Annotated in this window: 24 protein-coding genes and 1 riboswitch; of the genes, 23 read left to right on the top strand and 1 reads right to left on the bottom strand. The window is 45.2% G+C overall.

The window, feature by feature from the left end:
* The first annotated feature begins 80 nt into the window (after window positions 1–80).
* The 15 genes from dnaE (at window position 81) to C7R56_RS04485 (ending at window position 17,168) form a co-directional block, all read left to right on the top strand.
* Window positions 81–3,419: a DNA polymerase III subunit alpha gene (dnaE, locus tag C7R56_RS04555; protein ID WP_107995393.1), complete on the top strand. Its 3,339-nt coding sequence runs from the start codon at window positions 81–83 to the stop codon at window positions 3,417–3,419.
* A gap of 322 nt (window positions 3,420–3,741) precedes the next feature.
* On the top strand, window positions 3,742–4,704 hold the full coding sequence (gene pfkA / locus C7R56_RS04550) for a 6-phosphofructokinase (protein ID WP_107995392.1): 963 nt from the start codon (window positions 3,742–3,744) through the stop codon (window positions 4,702–4,704).
* Window positions 4,705–4,755: 51 nt separating this feature from the next.
* Window positions 4,756–6,513 (top strand): pyruvate kinase, encoded by a 1,758-nt coding sequence (gene pyk / locus C7R56_RS04545; RefSeq protein ID WP_107995391.1) that lies wholly within the window; start codon window positions 4,756–4,758, stop codon window positions 6,511–6,513.
* A gap of 181 nt (window positions 6,514–6,694) precedes the next feature.
* Window positions 6,695–7,561 carry a CvfB family protein gene (locus C7R56_RS04540; RefSeq protein WP_107995390.1) on the top strand — a complete coding sequence of 289 codons (867 nt, stop codon included), beginning with the start codon at window positions 6,695–6,697 and terminating at the stop codon, window positions 7,559–7,561.
* 33 nt (window positions 7,562–7,594) lie between these two features.
* The gene (fur, locus tag C7R56_RS04535) at window positions 7,595–8,050 is read left to right on the top strand and encodes a ferric iron uptake transcriptional regulator (RefSeq protein ID WP_107995389.1); all 456 of its coding nucleotides are present in this window, start codon (window positions 7,595–7,597) and stop codon (window positions 8,048–8,050) included.
* A 28-nt stretch (window positions 8,051–8,078) separates the two neighbouring features.
* Window positions 8,079–8,969, top strand: coding sequence for a site-specific tyrosine recombinase XerD (xerD, locus tag C7R56_RS04530; RefSeq protein ID WP_086985160.1), 891 nt, complete (start codon window positions 8,079–8,081; stop codon window positions 8,967–8,969).
* A 45-nt stretch (window positions 8,970–9,014) separates the two neighbouring features.
* Entirely contained in the window at window positions 9,015–10,184 is a 1,170-nt protein-coding gene (deoB, locus tag C7R56_RS04525) for a phosphopentomutase (RefSeq protein ID WP_107995388.1), read from the top strand.
* Between the two features lie 14 nt (window positions 10,185–10,198).
* Complete coding sequence (locus C7R56_RS04520) at window positions 10,199–11,017, top strand: purine-nucleoside phosphorylase (RefSeq protein WP_107995387.1); 819 nt, start codon at window positions 10,199–10,201, stop codon at window positions 11,015–11,017.
* Between the two features lie 118 nt (window positions 11,018–11,135).
* Window positions 11,136–11,528: a GNAT family N-acetyltransferase gene (locus tag C7R56_RS04515; RefSeq protein WP_107995386.1), complete on the top strand. Its 393-nt coding sequence runs from the start codon at window positions 11,136–11,138 to the stop codon at window positions 11,526–11,528.
* Window positions 11,525–12,298, top strand: coding sequence for a segregation/condensation protein A (locus C7R56_RS04510; protein WP_107995385.1), 774 nt, complete (start codon window positions 11,525–11,527; stop codon window positions 12,296–12,298). Before C7R56_RS04515 ends, C7R56_RS04510 begins: the two co-directional genes overlap by 4 nt.
* Window positions 12,291–12,911, top strand: a complete 621-nt coding sequence (scpB, locus tag C7R56_RS04505) for an SMC-Scp complex subunit ScpB (protein ID WP_107995384.1) — start codon at window positions 12,291–12,293, stop codon at window positions 12,909–12,911. Before C7R56_RS04510 ends, scpB begins: the two co-directional genes overlap by 8 nt.
* A 34-nt stretch (window positions 12,912–12,945) precedes the next feature.
* On the top strand, window positions 12,946–13,683 hold the full coding sequence (locus tag C7R56_RS04500; protein WP_107995383.1) for a pseudouridine synthase: 738 nt from the start codon (window positions 12,946–12,948) through the stop codon (window positions 13,681–13,683).
* Window positions 13,684–13,714: 31 nt separating this feature from the next.
* Entirely contained in the window at window positions 13,715–14,437 is a 723-nt protein-coding gene (locus tag C7R56_RS04495; RefSeq protein ID WP_107995382.1) for a response regulator transcription factor, read from the top strand.
* The gene (locus tag C7R56_RS04490; protein WP_107995381.1) at window positions 14,434–16,233 is read left to right on the top strand and encodes a sensor histidine kinase; all 1,800 of its coding nucleotides are present in this window, start codon (window positions 14,434–14,436) and stop codon (window positions 16,231–16,233) included. Before C7R56_RS04495 ends, C7R56_RS04490 begins: the two co-directional genes overlap by 4 nt.
* 110 nt (window positions 16,234–16,343) lie before the next feature.
* Window positions 16,344–16,471, top strand: a riboswitch (FMN riboswitch).
* 124 nt (window positions 16,472–16,595) lie between these two features.
* Window positions 16,596–17,168: an ECF transporter S component gene (locus C7R56_RS04485; RefSeq protein WP_107995380.1), complete on the top strand. Its 573-nt coding sequence runs from the start codon at window positions 16,596–16,598 to the stop codon at window positions 17,166–17,168.
* Window positions 17,169–17,281: 113 nt separating this feature from the next.
* Here the strand turns inward: C7R56_RS04485 and C7R56_RS04480 are convergent, their stop codons facing one another.
* Window positions 17,282–17,518, bottom strand: a complete 237-nt coding sequence (locus C7R56_RS04480; RefSeq protein WP_107995379.1) for a ferredoxin — start codon at window positions 17,516–17,518, stop codon at window positions 17,282–17,284.
* A 37-nt stretch (window positions 17,519–17,555) separates the two neighbouring features.
* On the opposite strand from C7R56_RS04480, the gene C7R56_RS04475 reads away from it, so the two are divergent.
* The 8 genes from C7R56_RS04475 (at window position 17,556) to C7R56_RS04440 (ending at window position 26,352) form a co-directional block, all read left to right on the top strand.
* Window positions 17,556–18,626: a helix-turn-helix domain-containing protein gene (locus C7R56_RS04475; protein WP_107995378.1), complete on the top strand. Its 1,071-nt coding sequence runs from the start codon at window positions 17,556–17,558 to the stop codon at window positions 18,624–18,626.
* The gene (locus C7R56_RS04470) at window positions 18,619–20,058 is read left to right on the top strand and encodes a RecQ family ATP-dependent DNA helicase (RefSeq protein ID WP_107995377.1); all 1,440 of its coding nucleotides are present in this window, start codon (window positions 18,619–18,621) and stop codon (window positions 20,056–20,058) included. Before C7R56_RS04475 ends, C7R56_RS04470 begins: the two co-directional genes overlap by 8 nt.
* Window positions 20,059–20,123: 65 nt before the next feature.
* Window positions 20,124–20,720, top strand: coding sequence for a LysM peptidoglycan-binding domain-containing protein (locus C7R56_RS04465; protein ID WP_107995376.1), 597 nt, complete (start codon window positions 20,124–20,126; stop codon window positions 20,718–20,720).
* Between the two features lie 61 nt (window positions 20,721–20,781).
* A complete protein-coding gene (gene cmk / locus C7R56_RS04460; protein WP_107995375.1) occupies window positions 20,782–21,477 on the top strand; it encodes a (d)CMP kinase in 696 nt (231 codons plus the stop codon).
* A gap of 156 nt (window positions 21,478–21,633) precedes the next feature.
* Window positions 21,634–22,896 (top strand): 30S ribosomal protein S1, encoded by a 1,263-nt coding sequence (gene rpsA / locus C7R56_RS04455; RefSeq protein WP_107995374.1) that lies wholly within the window; start codon window positions 21,634–21,636, stop codon window positions 22,894–22,896.
* A 177-nt stretch (window positions 22,897–23,073) separates the two neighbouring features.
* A complete protein-coding gene (der, locus tag C7R56_RS04450) occupies window positions 23,074–24,387 on the top strand; it encodes a ribosome biogenesis GTPase Der (protein ID WP_107995373.1) in 1,314 nt (437 codons plus the stop codon).
* A gap of 203 nt (window positions 24,388–24,590) precedes the next feature.
* A complete protein-coding gene (locus C7R56_RS04445; RefSeq protein WP_068560639.1) occupies window positions 24,591–24,866 on the top strand; it encodes an HU family DNA-binding protein in 276 nt (91 codons plus the stop codon).
* 202 nt (window positions 24,867–25,068) lie between these two features.
* Window positions 25,069–26,352 (top strand): tetratricopeptide repeat protein, encoded by a 1,284-nt coding sequence (locus tag C7R56_RS04440; RefSeq protein ID WP_107995372.1) that lies wholly within the window; start codon window positions 25,069–25,071, stop codon window positions 26,350–26,352.
* Window positions 26,353–26,368: the final 16 nt, after the last annotated feature.

Below are 26,368 nucleotides of genomic sequence, written 5' to 3'. Positions count from 1 at the left end.
GCCCAACGACTTTTTCGCTTCTTGGATTAGGACGGGTACGCTATAATGATAGTATTGATTAGAAAAAGGAGGTCTCAGACATGTCTTTTGTGCATTTGCAGGTCATCAGTGCCTATTCTCTTTTGCAGACGACTAGCCGAATAGACGATTTGGTGCGCAGCGCCAAGGCAAAAGGCTATCAGGCCATCGCATTGACGGACCAAAATGTCCTTTATGGTCAAGTCGACTTCTTCAAACTTTGCAAAAAATATGCTATCCAACCCATTCTGGGAATCCAACTGGATTTGCCCGGAATCATCAGTAAAGATCGCACCTTTCCTTTGGTCCTATTGGCAAAGGATTTTGAAGGCTACAAAAAGTTGATGGCTTTGTCGACGGTCAGGAATCAGGATGTTCCGGATAAGGAATTACTTTCCCTTTTGGAGGATGATTCAAGCCGCATCATCGCGATCACGCCCGGAGAAAAGGGTGAAATCGAAAGTTTTTTGAACGGAAATGATCAGGAAAACGCCAAAGCAGCCAGTTTGGCATGGAAAAAAATCTTCACCCACGGCAATTTTTATTTAGGTGTTCAGCTCCACGAGAAAATGAAACCGATCATTCCGCAATTGAAGCGTTTATCGCAGGCAACAAATATTCCGACTACAGCTATGCATGATGTCAGATACTTGGAACCGAGCGACAATTTTAGTTGTCGTGTCCTGAAGGCGATTGAAGCGAATGAGAAAGTGGATCTGCAATCGGAAGCTTTGGATGGCACGTATTACTTGCCGTCCTGCGAAGAAATCGAAAGGAAGTTTCGGGAAGCTGGCTTGCTGGAATCGGCTGAAACAACCCAGAAAATTGCGGACGAAATTGAAATCGATTTGCCGTTGCATCAGTCGCTGTTGCCGCGTTATCCGCTGCCTGCCGGGACGACACCGCAGGCATACCTCAGAAGGCTGTGTGAAGAAGGGCTGCGTCAGCGGGTCACCACTCCTGAAGCAGAGTATGAAAAACGCTTGGCGTACGAATTGGAAGTCATCCACGAAATGGGCTTTGATGATTACTTCCTTATCGTTTGGGATGTGATGGCGTATGCCCGAAAAGCGAAGATCATGCCGGGAGCCGGTCGGGGATCTGCCGCCGGTTCACTCGTGTCATACGTCCTACGCATCACCCATGTCGATCCCATCAAATACAATCTTTTGTTTGAGCGTTTTTTGAACAAGGAACGCTACAACCTGCCGGATATTGATTTGGATTTCCCGGACAACCGAAGGGACGACATTCTGCATTATGTCAGGGACAAATACGGTTCGGACCATGTCGCCCAGATAGCCACATTTGGGACGCTGGCCGCCAAAATGTCTTTGCGGGATACTGCCAGAGTATTCGGCCTTACTGTAGCGGAGGCGCAAGCCTGGTCGAATGCGATTCCGAATCAATTAGGCATCAGTCTGGCAGAGGCAAAGCAGAAATCAAAAGAATTGCAGAAACTGATCAGTACGAACGATGTGAATCGTCTTTTGTATGAGACTGCCGAAAAAATCGAAGGCGTTCCCCGGCATGTTTCCACTCATGCGGCGGGCGTCGTCATCAGCGACAATCCGTTAAGGGACATTGTGCCGTTGCAGAAGAAAAACAGCGATCTGTATCTGACGCAGTACACGATGGGGAACATCGAAGAAATCGGCCTGCTCAAAATGGACTTCCTGGGGCTGAAAAATCTGACGATACTGAACGATGCGGTGCAGTTGGCCAGCGATGACCACAAAGAGAGCATCAACATTTGGGAAATACCGATGGATGATGATCGGACGCTCGATATATTCCGAAGAGCGGACACGAATGGGGTGTTCCAGTTTGAATCCCCTGGTATAAAAAATGTATTGCGCAAGCTCGGTCCGGAATCGATCGAAGATATTGCCGCCGTCAACGCGCTTTACCGACCGGGTCCGATGGAACAGATAGACCTCTTCATTTCGCGGAAAAAAGGGTTGGCCGAAATCGATTATCTCCATCCCGATCTGAAATCGATCCTTGAGGTAACCTACGGGGTAATGGTCTATCAGGAACAGGTCATGCAGGTGGCTTCCCGGATGGCTGGCTTCAGCCTGGGGGAAGCGGATATCCTCAGAAGAGCGATAGGCAAAAAACAAAAATCCGCCATCGATGAAGAAAGAAAACACTTTATTGAAGGCTCGCTGCAACAAGGCTATTCCAATCAGACGGCCGAGCAAGTCTATGACTATATCGAGCGCTTCGCCAATTACGGTTTCAACCGTTCGCATTCGGTAGCCTATTCTTTCATAGCCTACCAACTTGCCTACATGAAGGCGCACTTTCCAGAAGCATTTTTCGCCGCGTTGCTGAATTCCGTCAACCAGCACTCGGATAAAATGAGGGAGTATTTCATCGAACTGAAAAGGCGCAACATCAGCATTTCCTATCCGGACATCAACACAAGCAACTGGAGGTTTGCGCTGCAACAGCAGACGATCCAATTCGGCTTGGGCGGGATCAAAGGCCTCAGACGCGATTTCATCCAGGAGATCATCAAAGAACGCCAAGGTCACGGGCACTACAAGGATTTCGTTCAATTTTTGAGAAGGATCCATCCGAAGTGGCTGAAGAACGAAAACATCGCACCGCTCATCTATAGCGGAGCGTTCGACAGTTTCGGGCATTCGCGCGCGACGCTGTTGGAGTCGCTGCCGGGTATGCTGAACAGCATCGATTACAGCGGAAACAACGTCGATCTCTTTTCGATACTGGAACCGAAATATGTCGAAACGGAAGAACTTCCCTTGTTGGAACTGCTGGATTTGGAGGAAGCGGCACTGGGCCATTCTTTGAAAGGGCATCCGATCGACCAATTCGGCAAATTGTACAATAATGGTGCAGTTGTGTACGTCACCGAGCTTGTCTACGACAAAAAAATGCGCACGATGGGATTGATCAAAGATATCCGAAGAATCCAGACAAAGAAGGGTGACCCAATGGCATTCGCAAACATGACAGACAGTACCGGCGAAATCAGTGTCACGATTTTCCCCGAGTACTATATCCGGTTCATGAAACTGCTGAAGGCAAACCAGTTGCTTGTTGTTGAAGGCAAGCTGGAGCGATCAAAACAAGCCGAAAAAACGAATTTTTTGGTCACGCACATCTGGGATGCCGAAGCCTATCAGGAAATGATGGGTCAAAAAAAGGAGAATGTCTTCATCCGTTTGACGGCGGAAAACAACACGCCTGAATTGTTCGCGCAAATGTATCGGATACTGAACAATCAAGCGGGGGACCATCCTGTGATCCTTTACAACGAAGCCACAAAACAAACGATGCGCTTAACAGCTGAAAACTGGGTGGCGATTTCTCCAGATCTGCTGGAAGCACTGCAGGCTATTTTTGGAAATGGAAACATTGCCGTCAAATGAAAGCTAAAAGTTGATATCCGGATACTGTTTTCATAAAAGCAAAAGCTTCCTAGACTTGTTCTGCCGTTTGGTTTGAGCTTCCCCGGAACAATTCCCCCAGAGCGAGGCAGTAGTAATAACAATTTGTCCGAATGTGGCGATATTCCGGACAAGAAGCCATTATTTTTCATTGTTTCCTTTTTAACAATCAAAAAAACGTGAAATTAAAAGACATTTTCATAAAAAGATGATAAGATAGTGAAGGACAAATTCAAAAAATATTTAACACATGATTTTTTTTGGAAATTGAGAGTTTTTAACTTTATTGATGAGGTGAAGTCTAATGAAACGTATTGCAGTATTAACTAGTGGTGGAGATGCACCAGGAATGAATGCAGCCATTCGCGCCGTTGTGCGCAAAGGCATTTATGACGGTTTGGAAGTATATGGTATTAATTATGGTTATGCAGGTATGGTAGCCGGAGATTTCCGTCGTCTGACGATTGATGACGTTGGAGACACAATCAGCCGTGGGGGCACAATTTTATATTCTGCCCGCTATCCGGAGTTCGCAAAAGTCGAAGGACAGCTTAAAGGGATCGAGCAGTTGAAAAAATTCGGCATCGATGGCCTGATCGTAATCGGGGGAGATGGATCCTACCGTGGAGGAGCTGCGCTTACTAAATTAGGCTTCCCGACAATCGGTATCCCAGGAACAATCGATAACGATATTCCAGGAACTGATTACACGCTTGGTTTTGATACTGCGATCAATACAGTATTGGAATCTGTGGACAAAATCAGAGATACGGCAACAAGCCATATCCGTACATTCGTTGTTGAAGTAATGGGCAGAAATGCCGGCGACATCGCTTTATGGACTGGTATCGGCAGTGGCGCGGAATCCATCGTCATTCCCGAAAAAGAATTTACAATGGAAGAAGTAGTTGCTGAAATTCAAGAAGGCAGAGCGCGCGGCAAAAAACATACGATCATCATGTTGGCTGAAGGCGTAATGTCAGGGAATGAATTCGCAGAGAAACTTTCCAAATTCGAAGAATTCCACACACGTGTCACTGTTCTGGGCCACGTGCAACGCGGCGGATCTCCGTCAGCGAAGGACCGCGTATTGGGAAGCATCTTCGGTTACAATGCCGTTAAAATGTTGGAAGAAGGCAAAGGCGGAATCTGTGTAGGCGTCAAGGGCGATGAAGTTGTTTTCAACGACATCATCGACACACTTGAAAACCAAAAACACTTGCCGTTATTGTCGCTTTACCAAATCAACAAAGAAATTTCTTTCTAACGAAAAGTTGACTTACGTTTTACAAAATATAAAATGAGGTGCTTATTTTCTATGAAAAAGACAAAAATTGTATGTACGATCGGGCCTGCAAGTGAATCTGTAGAAACACTTGTTAAATTGATGAATGCCGGTATGAACGTTGCCCGCTTGAACTTCTCACACGGAGACTTTGAAGAGCATGGCGCTCGTATCGTCAACATCCGCGAAGCATCAAAAATCACAGGCAAAATGTGCGCCATCTTATTGGATACAAAAGGTCCGGAAATCCGTACTAACAACATGAGAGACGGCATCGTGTCGTTGATCACCGGCGAAACAGTAAGAATCTCTATGACAGAAGTTGAAGGCACGAAGGATAAATTCTCTATCACTTATCCAGAATTGATCAACGATGTTGTTGTCGGAAACCACATCCTATTGGATGACGGCTTGATTGACCTTGAAGTGACTGAACTTGACAAAGAGAACAATGAAATTGTAACTTTGATCAAAAACTCAGGCATCTTGAAAAACAAAAAAGGCGTTAATCTACCTGGTATCAAAACAAACTTCCCTGGTCTTACACAGAAAGATGCTGACGATATCATCTTCGGTATCGAAAATGACGTCGATTTCATCGCAGCAAGCTTCGTGCGTCGCGCAAGTGATGTATTGGCTATCACGGAAATTTTGGAAAAACATAACGCAACCCACATCCAAATCATCCCTAAAATCGAGAACCAAGAAGGTCTTGATAACATCGATGAAATCTTGAAAGTTTCTCAAGGTTTGATGGTTGCCCGTGGTGACTTAGGAGTAGAAATCCCTACTGAAGAAGTTCCTATCGCACAAAAAATGTTGATCAAAAAATGTAACGCTTTAGGCAAACCAGTCATTACAGCAACTCAAATGCTGGATTCTATGCAACGCAACCCACGTCCTACACGTGCTGAAGCAGGAGACGTTGCCAACGCTATCTTCGACGGAACGGATGCAGTTATGCTATCCGGAGAAACAGCTGCTGGTGATTACCCGGTTGAAGCAGTTACGACAATGGCTACAATCGCTATCCGCACGGAAGAAGCGATCGTTGGACAAGATGCATTTGCTTTGAAAGCATACAGCAACACGGATATGGCTGAAGCAATCGGTCAATCAGTTGGGCATACTGCACGCAACCTTAACATTCAAACTATCGTTGCCGCTACCGAGTCTGGACATACAGCGCGCATGATCTCTAAATACCGTCCGAAATCACACATCGTTGCAATCACTTTCTCGGAACGTCAAAGACGTGGATTGGCCCTTTCATGGGGTGTGTATCCGTTCGTTACCGAAAAACCGGATTCAACTGATGAAATGATGGAATTGGCTGCAAAAGTTGCCAAAGAAGAAAACTTCGCTAAAGAAGGCGACTTGATCATCATCACTGCCGGCGTACCAGTAGGCGAACGTGGTACTACCAACTTGATGAAGATTCAATTGATCGGAACAAAATTGACTTCCGGCCAAGGTATCGGCGACAAATCTGTCATCGGTAAAGCTGTTGTGGCTCTTTCAGCTGAAGAAGCAATCGCTAAAGTGACACAGGACTGCATCTTAGTGTTGAAGAACTCTGATAAAGACTACACGCCTGCATTTGAGAAAGCTGCAGCAGTAATCGTTGAAGCTGGCGGCTTGACTAGTCATGCTGCTGTTGTCGGAATCGCAAGCGGCATTCCAGTAATCGTAGGAGCAGAAAATGCGACTACATTAGTGCAAGACAACGAATTGATCACAATCGATTCACGTCGCGGCATCATCTACCGTGGTGCAACAACTACCATCTAAGCTTAACTAAATTAGAAAGCATCTGTGGGTCTGGGACGAGAGTCTCGGACCCATTTGCTTTGCTTAATAACAGAAATATCACAAATATAACAAGCGCATAACAACGACGCTTTGGAAATCATTTTGTGATATGATAAAATGGAAGAAATACAGCGACGGAAAGACCGTCTGGAGGAAAAATATGAGTAAAGTACTGGGTACAATCATTACAGGTGTGATCGTGGACGAGAACGAGAAAAGTGTCTTCGTTCAGAAAGACGGCATCACCTACAGATTGGATAAAGAAGAGTCAGAAACGGCATTGCAATTAGGTGACACTGTCAAAGGATTTGTCTACGAAGGAATGAACAAGCAACTACGCATGACCTTAAAGGAACCGGCTAGCCAAGTAGGACAGTATGGTTGGGGAACAGTTGTAGCTGTCCGGAAAGATTTGGGCGTATTTGTGGACATTGGTCTAGATGACAAAGAAATTGTAGTTTCTTTGGATAATTTGCCCGATATCAAATCGCTATGGCCGAAAAAGGGAGACCGACTTCTGATCGCCCTTGAACAGGACAGCAAAGATCGTCTGTGGGGCATCATCGCCGACGAACCGGTATTCCGTTCCATTTCCCGTACTCCGGGGGAAGAATTGAAAAACAAAGACATTACCGGAACCGTCTTCCGTTTGAAATTAGTGGGAACGTTTATTTTAACGGATGATGATTATATCGGATTCATTCACCCATCCGAGCGGGAGATTGAACCGCGCTTGGGCGAAGTCGTCAGCGGGCGAGTCGTCGGCATCAGTCAACACGGCATGCTGAATCTATCCCTGAAACCGCGTGCGCATGAAGCTATCAGTGAAGATGCAGCCATGATTTTGGTATTGTTGGAGCAGAGTCCCACGCACAGTTTGCCTTATTGGGACAAGAGTGATCCTGAAGCAATCAAAGAATACTTTGGCATCAGCAAAGCGCAGTTCAAAAGAGCGTTGGGCCATTTGTTGAAAGCCAGATTGATCATCCAAGAAGATGGACACACAAAATTAATCAAAAAGGATTAGGTATTCAGCCTGTCCTCAAAGGAGCCGACAGCAGTGACGGAATTGTCATTAAACACCATCAAAAAACAATTGCAAGAGGCAGGATTCAAGCTCACTCCACAACGGGAAGCGACTGTCGGCGTGCTGCTGGAAAAGGAAAAAGAGCATCTCAGTGCGGAGGAAATTTTCCTGCTGTTGCGGCTTAAACATCCTGATATCGGCCTTGCGACGGTCTATCGTACATTGGAAATCTTGACCGAATTGAACATCACGTACAAAGTAGTCTTTGAAGATGGGTTATCTCGATACGATTTAAGAAGAACCAGCAATGAGCATTTCCATCATCATCTTTTGTGCATCGAATGCGGCAACATTGAGGAAATACACGAAGATTTGTTAGGTGAGGTCGAAAAAGATGTCGAATCCCGCTATCAATTCGTGGTAAAAGACCATCGCTTGACTTTTCATGGCATCTGCCGCGAATGCCAACAAAAACTGAGGAATAAATAGCCTCAAAAGGATGAAATGGGTTACCGACATGGAAGAAGAAATCAATGAATATGGGCGTTATTTGAGGATCGAGCGAGGGTTGTCCGATAACACAATCATCAGTTATCTGCGAGACCTCAGAAAATACAGTCAATTTCTGGAAAAGAATGCTATTCATGCATTCGGGGATGCGACCAAACCGGACGTGCTTTTGTATCTTCAATTTTTGAATGAAGAAAAATTAGCGACAGCCTCAATCGGAAGGATGATCACCAGTCTCCGGAGATTCCATCAATACTTAAAGCAAGAAGGATTGATCGAAAATGATCCGATGGTCACCATTCAGCTGCCAAAAAAACAACAAAAGTTGCCGAAAGTGCTTTCGATGGCTGAAATTGAACGCTTGATGGCTGCACCGGATGTCAAAACTGTCCTGGGACTAAGGGATCGCGCCATATTAGAATTGTTGTATGCCACCGGTCTTCGCGTCAGTGAACTCATCCACATCACGATGAGTGAAATCCATCTGGATATCGGGTTCATCCAAACAATCGGTAAAGGCGATAAAGAAAGAATCGTGCCTTTGGGGGAGGAAGCCGCCTTCTGGATTTCGGAATACTTGTCGGACAGTCGGCCAGCTTTGGCGCATGGGAGGAAAGAAACGGCCTTCCTGTTCCTGAATTTCCATGGCAATGGGTTCACCCGCCAAGGGATCTGGAAAAATCTGAAGCAAACTGTGCGGGATGCCGGCATTCAAAAAAATGTATCGCCGCATATGTTGCGCCATTCCTTTGCAACGCATATTCTTGAAAACGGAGCGGATCTGCGGATTGTGCAGGAACTGTTGGGGCATGCTGATATTTCAACAACTCAGATTTATACGCACATCACAACAGAAAGAATGGCAGAAATCTATCAAAAGTATCATCCGCGCGCTTGAAGCGCAACAGCTCAAGTCCGCTGAGGATAAGGGAGGAATAGAATCATGAAATTTAATCGCATCCATTTGATCGTGATGGATTCAGTCGGCATTGGCGAAGCAGCTGATGCAGACAAATTCGGAGATGTCGGCTCGGATACGCTTGGGCATATCGCTGAAGTCGCCGGGCTGAACATTCCTAATCTGGAAAAGTTGGGTTTGGGCAATATCCGCGAATTGAGCGGCGTCAAGCCGGACAGCGCATCCATCGGCTACTACACGAAACTCGAGGAGCAGTCCGTCGGGAAAGATACGATGACAGGCCATTGGGAAATCATGGGGCTGAACATCCAATCGCCATTCCGCGTTTTTCCTGAAGGTTTCCCGCAGGATTTGATTGAAAAAATCGAAAATCATACAGGCCGCAAAATTATCGGAAACAAGCCGGCAAGCGGGACTGAAATCCTGGATGAGTTCGGTGAGCACCAAATGAAGACCGGTGATCTGATCGTCTACACATCGGCGGATCCGGTGCTGCAGATTGCTGCGCACGAAGAGATCATTCCGCTTGAAGAATTGTACGCGATCTGCGAATATGTCAGGGAAATCACTTTGGAGGACCCCTATATGATTGGGCGGATCATCGCCAGACCGTATCTCGGGACTCCGGGCCATTTTACCCGCACAAGCAATCGGCACGATTACGCCTTGGACCCATTCGGGCAAACAACGTTGGATCATCTGAAGGAAGGCGGCTACGCTGTCATCGCAATCGGCAAAATCAATGACATCTATAATGGCCAGGGCATAACGGAATATGTGCGCACTAAGAGCAATATGGACGGTGTCGACCAGTTGTTGACTATCATGGAAAAAGATTTTCGGGGTTTAAGCTTCTTGAACTTGGTCGATTTCGATGCGCTGTTCGGACACCGCCGGGATGTGAAAGGGTATGCTGAGGCAATCGAAGACTTTGATGCGCGCATCCCTGAAATATTGGCTGCTCTAGCGGATGATGATTTGTTGTTGATCACTGCAGATCACGGGAATGATCCAACTTTCCCGGGGACAGATCATACGCGTGAATATGTTCCATTATTGGCCTATTCGAAAAAAATGGCGGGCCGCGGTAAGATGGATCAGGGCAAGTTTGCGGATATCGGCGCAACTGTATCCGATAATTTTCGAGTGGCCGCTACTCAAAACGGCCGCAGCTTTTTGGATGAATTGGACTAGCGAGGTGTGGGAATATGACAAATGATCAAAATAATGTGCGGATAGCTGCCAAATATTTGGAAGAAAAAGGTTTATTGGAACCTGAATTTGGATTGATTTTGGGTTCAGGCTTGGGCGAATTGGCTGATGAGATAACGGACGCGATTGCGATCCCATATGAGGAAATCCCTTACTTCCCTGTATCGACGGTTGAAGGTCACAAAGGCCAACTCGTATACGGGAACCTGAGTGGGAAAAAAGTCATCGCCATGCAAGGCCGCTTTCATTTCTATGAGGGCTACGGGCTCGAAGCGGTTACTTTTCCGATCAGGGTAATGAAGTATCTGGGTATCCATTCCTTGGCGCTGACAAATGCGGCCGGAGGCATCAGTTATGCATTTACACCGGGGGATTTGATGCTGATTACGGATCACATCAATCTGACGGGTCAAAATCCATTGATCGGTCCGAACGATCCTGAGCAGGGGCCACGCTTTACGGATATGAGCCAAGCCTACGATGGCGAATACCAAGAGAAAATAAAACAAGTCGCTTCCGAGATGGGATTGGATCTGAAGGAAGGTGTATATCTTGGACTGACAGGTCCCACTTATGAAACGCCAGCAGAAATCCGTATGTGCCGGGTGCTGGGTGCTGACGCTGTCGGCATGTCCACAGTGCCGGAAGCCATAGTAGCGCGTCATGCGGGTTTGCGCATTTTCGGTGTTTCCTGTATAACTAATTTAGCTTCAGGAATGCAAGCGACCCTAAATCATGAAGAAGTCGTTGAAACGACAACTCGAGTCAAGGAAACATTCAAAGCCTTATTGAAGAATGTATTGGCTACCCTGTAACAAACAGGTCATGAAAACAACTCTCTCGTACAACGTTGCTGCGCAGAGCTGCAGCCGTTCAGAATGGTGCATCCCAGAACGGCTGTCAGGGTAAATACAAAGTGAGAAGGAGATCGAAGTGTTCATTTCTTATAATCAATCATATGAAAAAATAGCTATGGGTCTGCTTTCTTATGTGACAGATCTAAAAAATGTAGCGAGGCTGAAGCCGGAAATGGAAAGCTACATTGATAATGTCGATAGGAAACTATTCTTGTGGAAAGATGAAGAGACAGAGAATATCGTTGCTTTGATAGGTGTGCAAATACATGAAGCAATGGTGTTGGTTCGTCATATCGCTGTCTCACCTTCGTTTCGGAAGGAAGGCATCGTGCATCGGTTGTTGGATGGCTTGCAGCAACACTATCCAACAAGCGCGATCAACGGGACTCTGGAAACCGCGCCGTTCATCGCCAAATGGAACCAGAAACAGCCGAACCGAAGCGATGAGGAAACGAGTGGATCATTGTGAGCGAACAAAATGAACTCACCCTCATATTGCCGGATTTTGAGGGACCATTGGATCTTCTCCTGCACTTGATCAAAGAGTTGAAAGTCGATATTTTCGATATTCCGATTGCAGAAGTGACTTTTCAATATCTGCGTTACTTGGACACGATGCAGGAGATGAAATTGGATATCGCCGGCGATTATCTGCTGATGGCTGCGACGTTGTTGGAGATAAAAAGCCGCATGTTGCTTCCGAAAAAAGAAGTGACCTTCGAAGAGGATTTTTATGAAGACGGCGAGGATCCGAGGGAGAGCTTGATTCAACAATTGGTGGAATACAAGCAATTCCAGGAAGCAGCCAAGGCATTGAAAACCATGGAACAAGAACGCGGCTTGTATTTCACGAAGCCGGCAACGGATTTTGAGGACCTCCAACAAGCGGTCCCTCTTGCTCCAGGCGAAGTTTCTGCGGCGGATCTGATTGCCGCGCTTCAGAAAATGTATCAAAAACTGCAGAAAAAGAAGCCACTTCAGGCCAGAATGGAACAGGATCAATATACGGTGGATCAGACGATGACTTGGATCATGGAGAAGTTGGAAAACCTGCCTTATGATTCTGACCCAAGGCTTCCCTTTACGGCCTTCTTTGAAGTGCAAACCAAATCGCAGATTGTGAATACATTTTTGGCAATGCTGGAATTGGTAAAAGAAAGAAAAATCAATTTTTCACAAGAGAACACATTCGGAGATATTTATATACTACGCAATATGGGAGTTTTAATAAATGAATAAAAAAGGGGCACTGGAGAGTCTGCTGTTTGTGGCAGGCGATGATGGCTTGAGTATGGATGAAATCACCTCTTTATTGGAGACCACACCACTGGAAGCACAAAATTTGTTGACCGAAATGCGTGCGAGTCATAACGACAATATCCACTCCGGTTTGACGCTTCTCGAAACCCGCAAAAGATACCAACTAGCCACAAAGAGAGAGTATGCAGAACTAATTAAAATGTACGCTGTGTCGCCATTCGCGACCCATTTATCACAAGCTGCCCTGGAAACACTGGCGATCATCGCATACAAGCAGCCCTTGACGCGGATGGAAATCGATCAGATCCGCGGCGTCCAGTCAGCAGGCTTGGTCCAAAGATTGTTGCTGAGAGGGTTGGTAAAGGAAATCGGCCGTTCGGAAACACCAGGAAGACCGATCATTTACGGCACAACCGATTATTTCATGAATTATTTCGGATTGACCACAATAGAGGATCTGCCGAATGTGGACGAATTATTCCAGATGCAGGATAATGAATCCTTCGATCTTTTTGATTTTCCCGCGGACGAAGATACAGATAACCAACTTGCTTTTTTTAAGAATGATTCCATCATATCGGAACAAGAATGACAGACAAAAACAAATAAGAATAATAGGTGAATAAATGGAAAGATTACAGAAAGTCATTGCACATGCAGGAATAGCTTCACGGAGGAAAGCCGAAGAACTGATCACTTCTGGTGCAGTCAGCGTTAACGGAAACAAGGTAACGGAATTAGGAGTCAAAGTTTCAAAAAATGATAGAGTGGAAGTGAACGGCTTACCGATTTATCGCGAACAGCCGGTTTACTATTTGTTCTACAAACCAAAGAATACCCTCTCATCTGTGAAAGATGATAAAGATCGGACTGTCGTCACTGATTTCTTCAATGTAAAAGAGCGGATTTATCCGATCGGCAGATTGGACTATGATACGACCGGGTTGCTCCTTTTGACCAATGATGGTGAATTTGCGAATCTGTTGACCCACCCGAAATACCACATCGATAAAACCTATGTTGCTAAGGTTGGTTGTATCCCTACGCGCTCCGATCTGAACAAATTGGAAAACGGAATCGTGATTGACGGCAAAAAAACTGCGAAAGCGCGAGCTAAGTTGATTTCTGCCAATTCCCAAAAAAATACAGCGATCATTGAGTTGACCATCCATGAAGGTTGGAACCATCAAGTCAAAAAAATGTTCGAAAAAATTGATTGTCCCGTCGAAAAACTGAAAAGAGAATCGTTTGGGTTCCTTACGCTCGGTGATCTGAAGCCAGGGCAACACCGAGAGCTGAAGGCGTTTGAAATCGATAAGCTGAAAAACATGGCTCTTGCGAACGAAAAAACATCAAAAAGGTAGTTTTCTTATCTAATCGGAGAGGATGATCACGATGACAAATTCCAGCGGGAAAATATTGATTGTGGATGACGAGGAGCGTATCCGAAGATTATTGAAACTCTATCTGGAAAAGGATGGTTATGAAACAGCCGAAGCAGAGGATGGAACAACAGCGGTGGAAATGATTTTGAACAACCATTACGATTTGGTGTTGTTGGATATCATGCTTCCTGGAATGACTGGCATTGAAGTAGCCAAAATTGTCCGCAAGGAAAAAGAAATACCGATCATGATGATCACTGCCCGCGGCGAAGAGAACAATCGCGTAGAGGGATTCTTGTCAGGAGCGGACGACTACATCGTGAAGCCTTTCAGTCCAAGAGAAGTCATGTTGCGGGTCGCAGCCATCCTGAAGCGGACAAAGCCATCAGAAACGGAATCGAGCACAATCGAATATCCGCTGCTGAAGATTTTTCCGGATGCAAGGAAAGTGCTGGTTGACGAGGTGGCGATCAATTTGACGCCTAAAGAATTTGAATTGCTTCTTTATCTTTCGAAGTCCCCGGAGAAAATCTTTACGAGGGAAGTTCTTTTGAAAGAAGTCTGGAAATACGAATTTTTCGGAGACTTGCGCACAGTCGACACGCACGTCAAGCGGTTGCGAGAAAAATTGTTGAAGCAATCGAAACCAGTTTCAAAAATGATAGTGACCGTTTGGGGGATGGGTTATAAATTTTCCCCGAATGATGACCAAGCAGCAGACGACAAACAATGAAAAGGACGAGCATATTCCTCAAATCATGGGTTCTATTGACTTTTTTGACTGTAGCCATCATGACTTTGATGTATATCGGCCACGCAATCATCAGTGTGAACTCGATCGAAGATACTTATAATAAACTGCTGCAGGAGAAAATCACTGCGTATAAGGATACGATTATGACCGATCCCGAAGATTATCTCGCCCAAACAGGGGTTGTGCAATCGCTGGATCCTGAATTATCCTATTACATCAAAATAGCGGATCAGAGCCGTTTCGTCGTACAAAAACCGGATCTTCAAGAGCAGTCTGAACTGCTTCTTGAGAACATTCTGGCGAATGATGAAATTCTGGATGCAATCGATGGTAAAGTAGATGATTTCAGCCGGATCACCATAGAGGACGAGGAAAATAATCCCTTGCTTTTGATGGTTTTTGTTCATACTTTTGAATTGCAGGGACAAGCCGGAATGCTCGTCATTAGTTATGAGCTGGACGAATTTCAGGCTTATGAACTGAACGCAAAAAGCATTACTTTGTTGTTGTTGACAGTCTATCTAATGGGGACGATCATCTATTATCAGTACCTGATAAGGAATGTTGCCGAACCGTTGGAGGTTATGAAGGATATCGCCTTCAAATACTCCCGGAATGATTTTTCCAAGCGGATTACGTTCGAATCCTATGATGAAATATCCGGATTGGGCACCGCCATGAATAAGCTGGGAAAGACTCTCCAAGCCACGACGCTGATGAACAGGGAAGAGCGGGAACTGTTGAATCATCTGTTTGATTCTTTGCCGGCAGGAATCCTTTACTTTGACCAAAATTTTCATTTGAAATTAGTGAATGGACCTGGCCAAGAATTTTTGGATTTTTGGCGAAGGGTGGATCCGAATGCAGAAGCTAAAGCAATACCGCACCAGTTCAAGGAAATGGTCCAACATGCCTTCAACACAACATCCGGATCGGAAGTGGAGCTCAGTTGGTCCCAGCGGCATTATAACGTTAAAGTGACGCCGGTCATCCAAACAGATCTGCAAAAAACTGCCGGGGTTCTGATTGTGTTGCAGGATGTGACGAACGAAAGGCAATTGGATATTATCCGCGGTGATTTCATCACGAATGTATCCCATGACTTGCGGACGCCGTTGCAGATGATAAAAGGGTACAGCGAAGCCATTATCGATAACATCGCTGAAAGCAATGACGAGAAAATCGAAATGGCCCAAATCATTTTGGATGAAACGTCCGAGATGAACAAAATGGTGAACAACCTTCTGGATTTGTCGCGAATGCAAGCGGGTTACATAGAATTGAACCGGCAAAATGTCGATCTCGATGCCTTCTTCAAACATTTGGCGGGCAGGTTCGAAAACAGTTTTAAAGAAGCGGCCATCCAATTTTCTTATGAACTGGCGGATGGCATCAAAGTCTATTCTTTTGACGAAGAGAAAATGAATCAGGTGTTTTACAATCTGATCGACAATGCGGTACGTTATTCAGCCGAAATCGGTACGCGGAGACAAAAATTCATCCATATCACGGTCCGGTTGGATGATATGTTGGATAAAGTTGTCTTTGAAATCAGCGATAACGGCATCGGTATCCAGGCTGAAAGTTTACCGTTCATTTTCGAGCGTTTTTATAAAAATGATAAATCGCGGACATACTCGAAACAAAAGGGAACCGGCATCGGGCTTTCGATTGTGAAGACAATCGTGGAAGCGCATGACGGGGAAATAGAAGTCCATAGCGAACCGGGTGTCGGGACGACTTTCTTGGTCCGTTTTCCATTTCACGCAAGTTGAGAAAAGCGATCGGAAAATAGTCTGAAAATATTTATCTCGAAACTGTGATATTATCCTTGACAATCGTGTGTGCATCGCTTATAGTTTGTGTATAACAAAATATAAATAAGATTCGTCTTCAGGGCAGGGTGAAATTCCCGACCGGTGGTAAAAGTCCACGACCTCGCAATGGTTCATTGCGGGCTGAACTGGTGTAATTCCAGTACCGACAGTACAGTCTGGATGGGAGAAGATGGGGTTTCTTTGAATTGCAATTTCAAAGGCTCTATTTTTATGTGTCCATTTGAGGATGATAAGAATAGGGTCTTTTTGGATTTGGAGAAACCCATCTCTGAGACAGTCAACAGGGAGGATTCATTAACATGCAACAAAACAAAACAAAAAGATTGGTCGGTATTTCACTATTTGGGGCATTGGCATTTGTGCTGATGTTCATCGCTTTCCCGGTAATTCCAGCATTTTCTTATCTGAAGATCGACTTCAGTGATTTACCGATTCTGCTTTCATTTTTCCTTTACGGTCCAGCCGGCGGAATCATCTCTGCTGTCATCCGCTCCATTTTGCACTACCTTCAGACGGGCGGGGATATGGGCTATCCGATCGGGGACTTCGCAAGTCTCTTGGCGACGCTCTCTTACACGTTGCCTGTCTACTACCTATTGAAAAAAGCAAAAACAAAAACAGCCGTTATCTTGGCGCTGTTGACGGGTACTTTGGTTTTGACGGTTGTCTTATCCGTAGCCAATTGGTTCATCATCACCCCGTTGTACATGTATCTTTTGAATTTTGAAATGGGTTCTGTCAAAGAATTGGTATTGGCTGGCATAGTGCCTTTCAATATCATCAAAGGACTTGTCGTCAGTGCGGTCATCCTCTTGGTGATGCCGAAGCTGAAACCTTGGCTGGCGCATAACAAAGTTCCTTTTGCCCAGTAATCATTAGGGACTGATATTTTAATTGTTTCAAGAACAAGAGGCTGCACCCGAATCAGTGATGATTCAGAGTGCAGCCTCTTTTGCGTTGTCCCCTCCGTATGGAAGTCTCGGAATCACTGTTCCACAGGAGGAAACGGAGATTCTGAGCGCAAGATGGCGCCAGTGGGGCATTTTCGGTAGGCATCCAGAAACGCATCAAAATGTTCGGTGGGTATCGGTGCTTTGCCCGTATTCGAATCCATTATGGAGAAAGCAATCCCTTCGGAAGTATAGTCGAAGAGAGCCGGTGAAATTATTTGGCAAAGTCCACAAGCGATGCAGTTATCTTGATTTACTTTGGTATAATACATAGAGTAACCTTCTTTACAAAAATTTGGTGGTGATAACATGAAAAGTTTGACATACATAGAGTATCTTTTTTTGGATTGCATTTCAACCGAACGCCCCATCAAGGAAGCGACTCTTTTTTATAACCTGATTGGCAAACGGACTGTGTCCACCATGCTCCAGTGCCGTCAATATGATCTGGAAGCCTATTTCACTGTCATGCCGGGCATGAAACCGATCGTGTTGAAAAAAGGCCTCGAGCGATTGCTTTCGGATGGTCTGATCAGCGGCAACGATGGCGAGGGCTATCTTCTGACCAAAGCGGGAAGCGAGATACAAGCTGATTTTTTCAGCAGTCACGCGCATTTTTCTTTGCCAAACCAAATGGGATTTGCCCTCGTTCAGAGTGTTTTGCGCCGGCGGATGCTTTTTCTGATCCAAATCCTTTCCGAAATGCTGCATAAAAATAAGCATTACTATCCCATTGAGAGGGAAGCGAAAGAGCAGCTTTGGATGAAGCGCTTGTTGACGCAGCATGCCGGAGATAAAGCCACTTTTGCGCGCGCCTGTGGAGAAGAATGGCATACTTACCTGTCACGGCTGCCTGAAAGGGATGCAGGGCTTTTTGCACTGCAATTTGAAGGCACGGACCACCTGAGGAAAACAACCGGTCAGATGGCCGGCCTGTTCTCGTTGGATGAAGCCGAAGTGAAAATACTGCTTCACCAAAATTGGCTGAGTTTGTATGCTGCATTGGAAAAAGAACCAGAAAAGTTCCCTGTCCTTGCTTCGGTCATGCTTATGACGATAAAGGAAAACGGCTTGGCTTCCGCCAGTGCTGAAACGACTATGCGTTATTTCATGAACGGGCATAGCATAAATGAAATCATCTCGATGCGTGGATTGAAACAGAGCACAATCCAAGATCATTTTGCTGAAATTGCCTTGATCTATCGGGAATTCCCAACGCAAGAATTTTTGGATAAGGAAAAATTGCACTATCTGAAACAACTCGTGGAACGAAAAGAACGTGTCGATTATCGGGAAATCCAAAAAGTATTTTCCGAAATCAACTTTTTCGAGTCCCGGTTGATACAAATAAGAAGTGAGGTTGCGGCTAAATATGGATGAAGCACAATTGAAATCAGAACTTCAGAAATACTTCGGCTACACGGCATTCAAGGACGGGCAATTGGAGCCCATCCAATCCGTTTTGGCGGGCAAGCACACGCTGGCAACTTTACCCACGGGAACCGGGAAATCCTTGATATATCAGTTGAGCGGATACCTTTTGGAGGGGATTGTCGTTATCGTTTCGCCTCTTTTATCTTTGATGGAAGATCAAGTGGCCCAACTGAAATTCATGGGTGAAAAAAAGACGGCCTCATTGAACAGCATGCTGCAGTTCGAAGAAAGGCAAAGATTATTAAGCAACCTGAATCAAATCAAGTTTTTGTTCCTTTCTCCCGAGATGCTGCAGAACCAAGTTGTGTTGAACAAACTCAAGCAGATCCCGCTCGCTTTGTTTGTGGTCGATGAAGCGCATTGCATTTCCCAGTGGGGCTTGGATTTCCGTTCCGATTATCTATTTTTGGGCGCTGCAAGGAAAGAATTGGGCAACCCTTTGACGTTGGCGCTCACTGCGACAGCGACGCCTACCGTGATGGAGGATATCATCGGTTCCCTGCATATTGATGGAAGTGAATTGAACGTATTTGAGGGCCCGGTTGACCGTGCCAATATTTATTACAAAGTCGTTGCAGTGCCTCCAGTGGGAAAGCAGGAGTACCTCCTGGAGCTTCTGGAGAAATATCCATCTCCGGGCATCATTTACTTCTCCAGCAAGGCACAAGCTGATGCGGTCGCATTCATGATCCGGAAAAAAACAAATTTGCGCGCAGAAGCCTATCATGCCGACCGGACAAATGAAGATAGGATCACTATCCAGCATCAATTTCTTCAGGATGAGTTGGACGTCATTTGTGCCACCAGTGCTTTCGGAATGGGGATCAATAAGCCGAACATTCGCTATGTGATCCATTACCACATGCCGAATTCCCTTGAGGAATATGTGCAGGAGATAGGGAGAGCGGGGCGTGACGGGCAACAGAGCACGGCGGTCCTATTGTATTCAGAACCGGACTTCAACTTTAAAGTGAAGATGCTGCAAAGTGATTTTCCGAACGATCATGCAATTGAAAGTGTCATCAAAAATAAGACGATCAATCCAGAGCATGGGAGTTCGACTGAGCAAACCTTGTTGTCGCATATCTTGCGCCAGCGATTCACAAAAGAGGAAGCGAAGCATTTTATCGCAGCCCGCCACGATCTGAAGAAAAACTTACTGAAGGGCATGAAGGGATTTGCCGAAACAGACACATGCAAACGAGACTTTATTTCCGCCTATTTCGGGAAAAGCAGTCTCGTCAAACCTGAATACTGCTGTGATAGCTGCGGGACCGAAGACCCGCCTTTAGTGGGGGAATTCAGGACCAGGAATACGGTCCCAATGACAGAAACACCGCATTGGGAAAAAATCCTGTCAGACCTTTTTCTTTTATAAAATTTAACCCAAAAATTACGAAAATGTGCTACAATTAGCATGAATCACTTATAGGAGGAACCCGAATGGATAAAAAGAATCGCAATCGCAATAATGGAGAGCCTTGGTCACGTAAATTCGGCGAAGATGAAAATCTGAAGAGCCGGCAGTATTCACGTTCGGCCAGAAATACAAAAAACAAAGAAGTAGCACCTCTATTAAAAGTATTGCTGTTTCTCTTTTTGGCTATTCTGATTATTCCATTTGCAACCATCTATTTTAACAAACAGAATCAAAATACTCCCGCACCTAAGAGTGCTGAACAAGTGATGATCAACAAGCGAGTGGCCAGTTCCAGTGTCGAAAGCAGTGAGAAAACGTCTTCCGAAGAGGCTTCCGAAGAGGTTTCCAGCGAAGTGGTCGAGAGCGCAGAGGAGCCCAAAGCTTCGATTGCGGAAACGCCAAGTTCGAGTGCCGCGCCTGCAGTGGTCGAAACACCTGTTGAAACAGTTAAAGAACCGGAAACGACTACTGGGGTATACAGTAATTCATACACCATCCAAGCGGGTGACAATCTTTACCGGATTGCTATTAACCACGGGATGACATTGGATGAATTGATGCAGGCCAACGGGTTGAGCAGCACAGAAGCACAAATCGGTATGGCATTGAAAGTTAAATAGTGAAAGCCGTCTGTCAAGGCGGCTTTTTCAATGAAATCGAACAGAATGAAGTCGGAGGTTTATTGTGAAAAAAATGAATATTGCCATCGATGGTCCAGCATCAGCAGGGAAAAGCACCATCGCGAAAAAAGTTGCGGAAAAGTTGGGATACATCTATTTGGACACAGGCGCGATGTACCGAACGTTGACTTATGCAGCTTTATCCAACGGAAGTGATCTGCATGATGAAGACGTCTTGCATACATTGCTGCAAGGAATCAGGATAACCTTTTCGACTGCCGAAAACGAAATGCAGCGTGTTTTTCTGAATGAGGAGGACGTGACCGAATCGATCAGGTCGGAGCAAGTGACCCAAAACGTCTCCCTGGTTTCGTCGTTCGCGAAAGTGCGTGAAGAGATGGTTGCCCGCCAGAAAAGCATCGCACGGTCCGGCGGCGTCGTTATGGACGGCAGGGACATCGGTACGGTCGTGTTACCTGATGCTGAGGTCAAGATATTCATGACAGCCACAGCCGAAGAAAGAGCGCTGCGCCGCTACAAAGAAAACATGGCGAAGGGTATGACCACTTCCTTGGAAGAGCTGACGGAAGACATGAAGCGCCGCGACCATTTGGACAGCACCCGGACGATATCCCCGTTGAAAAAAGCCGATGATGCCATCGTTTTGGACTCAACGCATCTGGAGATCGACGAAGTGGTGAAGCGGATTCTTGGCATTATCGAAGCGAACCTAAAACCCTTACAAACATTGGATTAACAATACTAGACGATTTTAAGCAAAGATGTTAGAATGATTGTATGCAGTATTACGCTTTCAAAAATATAGAGTCAAGGATTAATTTCTTAGCCGAAAGGCGGGGGGTTAAGGGAACTAGCCAATCGGTTGCCGCAGACTTTTAGGAGGAATAGTTACATGTCAGATTACATTGAAAACCCAGAGTTAAATGAAGAAGAGTCCAATAAAGTTGAGCAAACTATGCAAGATGTGTTGGATGAAGCATTATCCATTGAGGTGGGCGATACTGTCAAGGGGGAAGTTTTAAGTATCCAAGATAGACAAGCCATCGTAGGAATCATTGGGGGCGGGGTAGAAGGGGTTATTCCTTACAACGAATTATCTGCAAAACCATTCGATGAAGTTACAGAAATCCTAAACGTAGGTGACGTTGTGGATTTGGTTGTCATAAAACAAATCAAAGATAAAGAAAATGGAAGCTTCTTACTTTCGAAGCGTCGCGTTGATGCTAAAATCGTTTGGAAAGATATCCAAGATAAATTCGAAAACAACGAAATCATCGAAGCGCCCGTCAAAGACGTCGTTAAAGGCGGATTGGTCGTTGATGTCGGCGTGAGAGGTTTTGTTCCGGCTTCAATGGTAGAAGACCATTTTGTGGAAGATTTCAGTTCTTATAAAGGCAAAGTGATGACCTTCAAGATTGTTGAACTTGAACCTAGCGAAAACCGTCTGATTTTATCGCATAAAGCGGTTGTGGAAACAGAAAAAGAAGCCAATAAAGGCAAATTGATGGACGAATTGGTAGCCGGAGACGTTGTCGAAGGAACGGTTGCTCGTCTGACCAACTTCGGTGCATTCGTTGATTTGGGCGGCGTGGATGGTTTGGTCCACATTTCACAAATTGCCCACGAGCACGTGAAAAATCCGGGTGATGTTTTGGCGATCGGGCAATCCGTCAAAGTCAAAATTTTATCCATCGACAAAGAAAATGGCCGTGTTTCCTTAAGCATCAAAGACACATTGGCTGGTCCTTGGAATGCGATCGCTGAAAAAGCACCAATCGGAGCTGTATTGACTGGTGTTGTCAAACGTTTGACAAGCTTCGGCGCATTTGTGGAAGTTTTCCCTGGGGTTGAAGGTTTGGTTCACATTTCCCAAATTTCCCATCAACACATCGCGACTCCGCATGAAGTGCTACAAGAAGGCCAAGAAATTCAAGTCAAAGTGTTGGATGCCAAAGAAGATGAGCAACGCCTATCTCTAAGCATCAAGGCTTTGGAAGAAAAAGCTGTGACTGAAGCACCCGCAGCTGATGAGAAAAGAGAGAAAAAAGAGAAAAAAACCGAAGAATATGTTGCTGACGATTCAGACGGAAACTTCACATTAGCAGATTTATTAGGCGACAAACTTTCAGGTTTGAAAGACGATTCTGAAGCCTAATCAGCAAGGAAAATGAACATGTGAGGGCATGGAATTCCATCCATGCCCTTTTTTTGTTGTTATTATTGACGGATGTGTGTTATAACTGACATGGACGAAAACATTGAGAAAACCATACACAGTGAGCAAATACCCAAAAAGATTTGTGTTGTAGAGGAAAAGAAAGGCGGAGGTTAGATGCCAAATCCAGTAGTAGCCATAGTAGGCAGACCAAACGTAGGAAAATCAACAATATTCAATAGACTGGCAGGAGAGAGAATTTCCATAGTCGATGACGTCTCAGGTGTCACACGTGACAGAATTTATGCAAAAGGAGAATGGTTGGGCAAAACATTCAATATCATCGATACAGGTGGGATCGATATCACGGATGAGCCTTTTATGAGCCAAATCAAATTGCAGGCGCAAGTGGCGATCGAGGAAGCCGACGTCATCATCTTTTTGACATGCGTCAGAGAAGGTGTGACGGATGCAGATGAAAACGTCGCAAGAATCCTGTACCAATCCGATAAACCTGTCATATTGGCGGTAAACAAAGTGGATAACCCGGAAATGCGCGCCGAAATATTCGATTTTTACAGTCTGGGATTAGGCGAACCCTATCCTGTTTCAGGAAGCCACGGCTTAGGTCTTGGAGATCTGCTTGATGCGGTTGTAGCGAATTTCCCAACAGAAGAAGAGAATGCGGAAGAAGAAGGCATCATCAACTTCAGCTTTATCGGCCGTCCGAACGTAGGCAAATCTTCCTTGGTGAATGCCATTTTGGGAGAAGAACGCGTAATCGTATCGGATATTGCAGGCACAACCCGTGACGCTATCGATACGATGTTCGTTGATGATGAGGGTGCCAAATTCCGGATGATCGATACAGCCGGAATACGGAAAAAAGGCAAAGTCTACGAATCAACGGAAAAATACAGCGTCATGCGTGCCATCCGTGCCATCGAGCGTTCGGATATCGTTATGGTCGTGCTGAATGCGGAAGAGGGCATCCAGGAGCAGGATAAAAAGGTTGCCGGATATGCGCATGAAGCAGGCAAAGGGATCATCATTCTCGTGAACAAATGGGACACCTTGGAAAAAGACAATCATACAATGAAGGAATTCGAGGACAAAATCCGCAAAGAATTCCAGTATCTTTCTTATGCGCCAATCATGTATGTTTCAGCGGTAACGAAACAGCGATTGTCCAATATTCCTGCTAAAATCAAGGAGATTAGCGAAAATCAAAATCGCCGTATCTCTTCATCCTTGTTGAATGATGTCCTGATGGATGCTGTCGCGCACAATCCGACGCCGTCCGACAAAGGACGTCGTCTGAAGATTTACTACATGACGCAAGTGGCCGTAAAACCGCCGACATTTGTTGTTTTTGTCAACGACCCAGAATTGCTGCATTTCTCTTATGAGCGTTTCCTTGAAAACAGAATTCGAGATTCGTTTGATTTCGAAGGGACACCATTCCATTTGATTGCCCGTCAAAAAAAATAAATTACCTTCCCGAAGGCATTAAATCCACTATAATCGTTGCAGTAGCACGGTTTGTGTGATATTCTTTATTAGAAATATCTTTTCAACTTGACTGCGGTATTTCATAACTGTTTTTGGACCACTCAAAAATAGTTTTTCCATGTTTTGTTGTGTTATCAAAGAAAGCATGTATTCTTCTTCTTTAAAGGAGGTGAAAGGACAACATGGCAAACAAAGCTGAATTAATCGAAAGAGTTGCTGGAAAAACAAACTTGACTAAAAAGGATGTTACAGCAAGCGTTGATGCATTATTTGAAGTGATTCAAGAAGCATTAAAAGACGGTGAAAAAGTTCAAGTCATCGGTTTTGGTAATTTTGAAGTTCGTGATCGTGCAGCTCGTAAAGGACGCAATCCTCAAACTGGGGAAGAAATCCAAATCGAAGCAAGCAAAATCCCTGCATTCAAACCAGGTAAAGCATTGAAAGATGCAGTTAAATAATTAATGAAAATGAAGTTGGGGCCTTACGGGGCTTCGGCTTTATTTTTTTTGCCAAAATTCTGAGGAAGCCTCTAAAGGGGATTCAATGTGTTTTTGACGGAGAAAAGCCTGAGGAACAAATAGATACAGATGCTGAACTTTATGATAAAATATAAAGGAAGAGCACCAGCAAGCAGAGTGTATTTGAAGGAGCAGTAGACGAATGAATAATGAAGCACATGCAATGATAGAAGCCATTCAAAAGAATGATTTGGATGCGGCTGTTCAACTGTTCAAACAATCAGTTGAGCAATCCGTCCTGGAGAACAACAACGCTGATTTGGCCGAATTGGCAGAAACGATGCATGCCTTGGGCTTCTTGAGCGAAGCAAAAGAGGCATATGGAGCATTGAACTACCTGTCCCCGCATATACAGGAGTGGAATATCGCTTTGGCAGAAATCGCCATCGACGAAGACGATTACGATCAAGCTTTGGATATCCTCCTAACAATCGATAAAGAAAGTGACGTTTACCCGCAGGCTTTGTTGACGATGGCTGATGCTTATCAAGTTCAAGGCTTGTACGAAGTCAGCGAAAAGAAAATTTTTGAAGCAATGACGCTGTTGCCGGATGAACCTATATTGGATTATGCGTTGGCGCAGCTTTACCATTCGATCGGGGAGTACAAGAAGGCCATCCCGATCTACGAGGAACTTTCATACGGAAACGGCGAAATCGCATCCGCAACGCAACTGAATTTTTTCCTGGGCGACTGCCACAATGCTATCGGTGCGTTCGAGACAGCCCTGCAGTATCTGGAAAAAATCCCGGCTGACGAACATTTCCCGGACAGTTATTTCCAACTCGGCTTCACCTATTTCCAACTTAAGGAATATGCGCGCGCCATCACCATTTTTAATAAATTGCTCGAAGTGGACAATGCTTACCTGAGCGCATATTTGTATTTGGCGAATGCGCTTGAGGCTGAACTGGAGTTGGAAGAAGCGCTTGCCGTGATGGAACAGGCCATCCTGCGGAATCCTTATCAGCATGAATTTTACACGACAGCGGCCAAACTGCAATTGAAGTTGAACAGGGAGCAGGATGCGGAACAAAATTTGCGTGAAGCGGCAGCGCTTGAACCGGACCTTTCCAGTATCCATTTAGCCCTGGGCAACTTGTTGCTGAAGCAAGAAAGATTCGAGGAATTGGTCACTTATATCGCAGACCGCGCAGAGCAGGAAGACAACGATCCGCAATACAATTGGTTGCTCGCATCCAGCCATAATGCCTTGGAGGACTACGATTCGGCAAACAAAGAATACACGGCGGCTTATCCGCATTTTGCCGACAACGAGGCATTTTTACTGGAGTATGCAGCATTCTTGAGAGAAGAAGGCAATCGCGAAAAGTTGAGTGAGGTCATTCACCAAGGCTTGGCTCTTTATCCGGCCAACACTGAATTGCTTCAACTCCATGATGATCTGCACGATTCAGATCAATAAGTCATCATCCCATCGG

Source organism: Trichococcus paludicola (genome assembly GCF_003052295.1).
Taxonomy (GTDB): Bacteria; Bacillota; Bacilli; order Lactobacillales; family Aerococcaceae; genus Trichococcus; species Trichococcus paludicola.
This window is presented reverse-complemented; position numbering and strand designations above follow the sequence as displayed.

What these genes read in the sequence shown, in the direction of transcription:
- dnaE (WP_107995393.1), top strand. Translation starts at nt 81, where the DNA reads ATGTCTTTTGTGCATTTGCAGGTCATCAGTGCCTATTCTCTTTTGCAG.
- pfkA (WP_107995392.1), top strand. Translation starts at nt 3,742, where the DNA reads ATGAAACGTATTGCAGTATTAACTAGTGGTGGAGATGCACCAGGAATG.
- pyk (WP_107995391.1), top strand. Translation starts at nt 4,756, where the DNA reads ATGAAAAAGACAAAAATTGTATGTACGATCGGGCCTGCAAGTGAATCT.
- C7R56_RS04540 (WP_107995390.1), top strand. Translation starts at nt 6,695, where the DNA reads ATGAGTAAAGTACTGGGTACAATCATTACAGGTGTGATCGTGGACGAG.
- xerD (WP_086985160.1), top strand. Translation starts at nt 8,079, where the DNA reads ATGGAAGAAGAAATCAATGAATATGGGCGTTATTTGAGGATCGAGCGA.
- deoB (WP_107995388.1), top strand. Translation starts at nt 9,015, where the DNA reads ATGAAATTTAATCGCATCCATTTGATCGTGATGGATTCAGTCGGCATT.
- C7R56_RS04520 (WP_107995387.1), top strand. Translation starts at nt 10,199, where the DNA reads ATGACAAATGATCAAAATAATGTGCGGATAGCTGCCAAATATTTGGAA.
- scpB (WP_107995384.1), top strand. Translation starts at nt 12,291, where the DNA reads ATGAATAAAAAAGGGGCACTGGAGAGTCTGCTGTTTGTGGCAGGCGAT.
- C7R56_RS04500 (WP_107995383.1), top strand. Translation starts at nt 12,946, where the DNA reads ATGGAAAGATTACAGAAAGTCATTGCACATGCAGGAATAGCTTCACGG.
- C7R56_RS04495 (WP_107995382.1), top strand. Translation starts at nt 13,715, where the DNA reads ATGACAAATTCCAGCGGGAAAATATTGATTGTGGATGACGAGGAGCGT.
- C7R56_RS04490 (WP_107995381.1), top strand. Translation starts at nt 14,434, where the DNA reads ATGAAAAGGACGAGCATATTCCTCAAATCATGGGTTCTATTGACTTTT.
- C7R56_RS04485 (WP_107995380.1), top strand. Translation starts at nt 16,596, where the DNA reads ATGCAACAAAACAAAACAAAAAGATTGGTCGGTATTTCACTATTTGGG.
- C7R56_RS04480 (WP_107995379.1), bottom strand. Translation starts at nt 17,518, where the DNA reads ATGTATTATACCAAAGTAAATCAAGATAACTGCATCGCTTGTGGACTT.
- C7R56_RS04475 (WP_107995378.1), top strand. Translation starts at nt 17,556, where the DNA reads ATGAAAAGTTTGACATACATAGAGTATCTTTTTTTGGATTGCATTTCA.
- C7R56_RS04470 (WP_107995377.1), top strand. Translation starts at nt 18,619, where the DNA reads ATGGATGAAGCACAATTGAAATCAGAACTTCAGAAATACTTCGGCTAC.
- C7R56_RS04465 (WP_107995376.1), top strand. Translation starts at nt 20,124, where the DNA reads ATGGATAAAAAGAATCGCAATCGCAATAATGGAGAGCCTTGGTCACGT.
- rpsA (WP_107995374.1), top strand. Translation starts at nt 21,634, where the DNA reads ATGTCAGATTACATTGAAAACCCAGAGTTAAATGAAGAAGAGTCCAAT.
- der (WP_107995373.1), top strand. Translation starts at nt 23,074, where the DNA reads ATGCCAAATCCAGTAGTAGCCATAGTAGGCAGACCAAACGTAGGAAAA.
- C7R56_RS04445 (WP_068560639.1), top strand. Translation starts at nt 24,591, where the DNA reads ATGGCAAACAAAGCTGAATTAATCGAAAGAGTTGCTGGAAAAACAAAC.
- C7R56_RS04440 (WP_107995372.1), top strand. Translation starts at nt 25,069, where the DNA reads ATGAATAATGAAGCACATGCAATGATAGAAGCCATTCAAAAGAATGAT.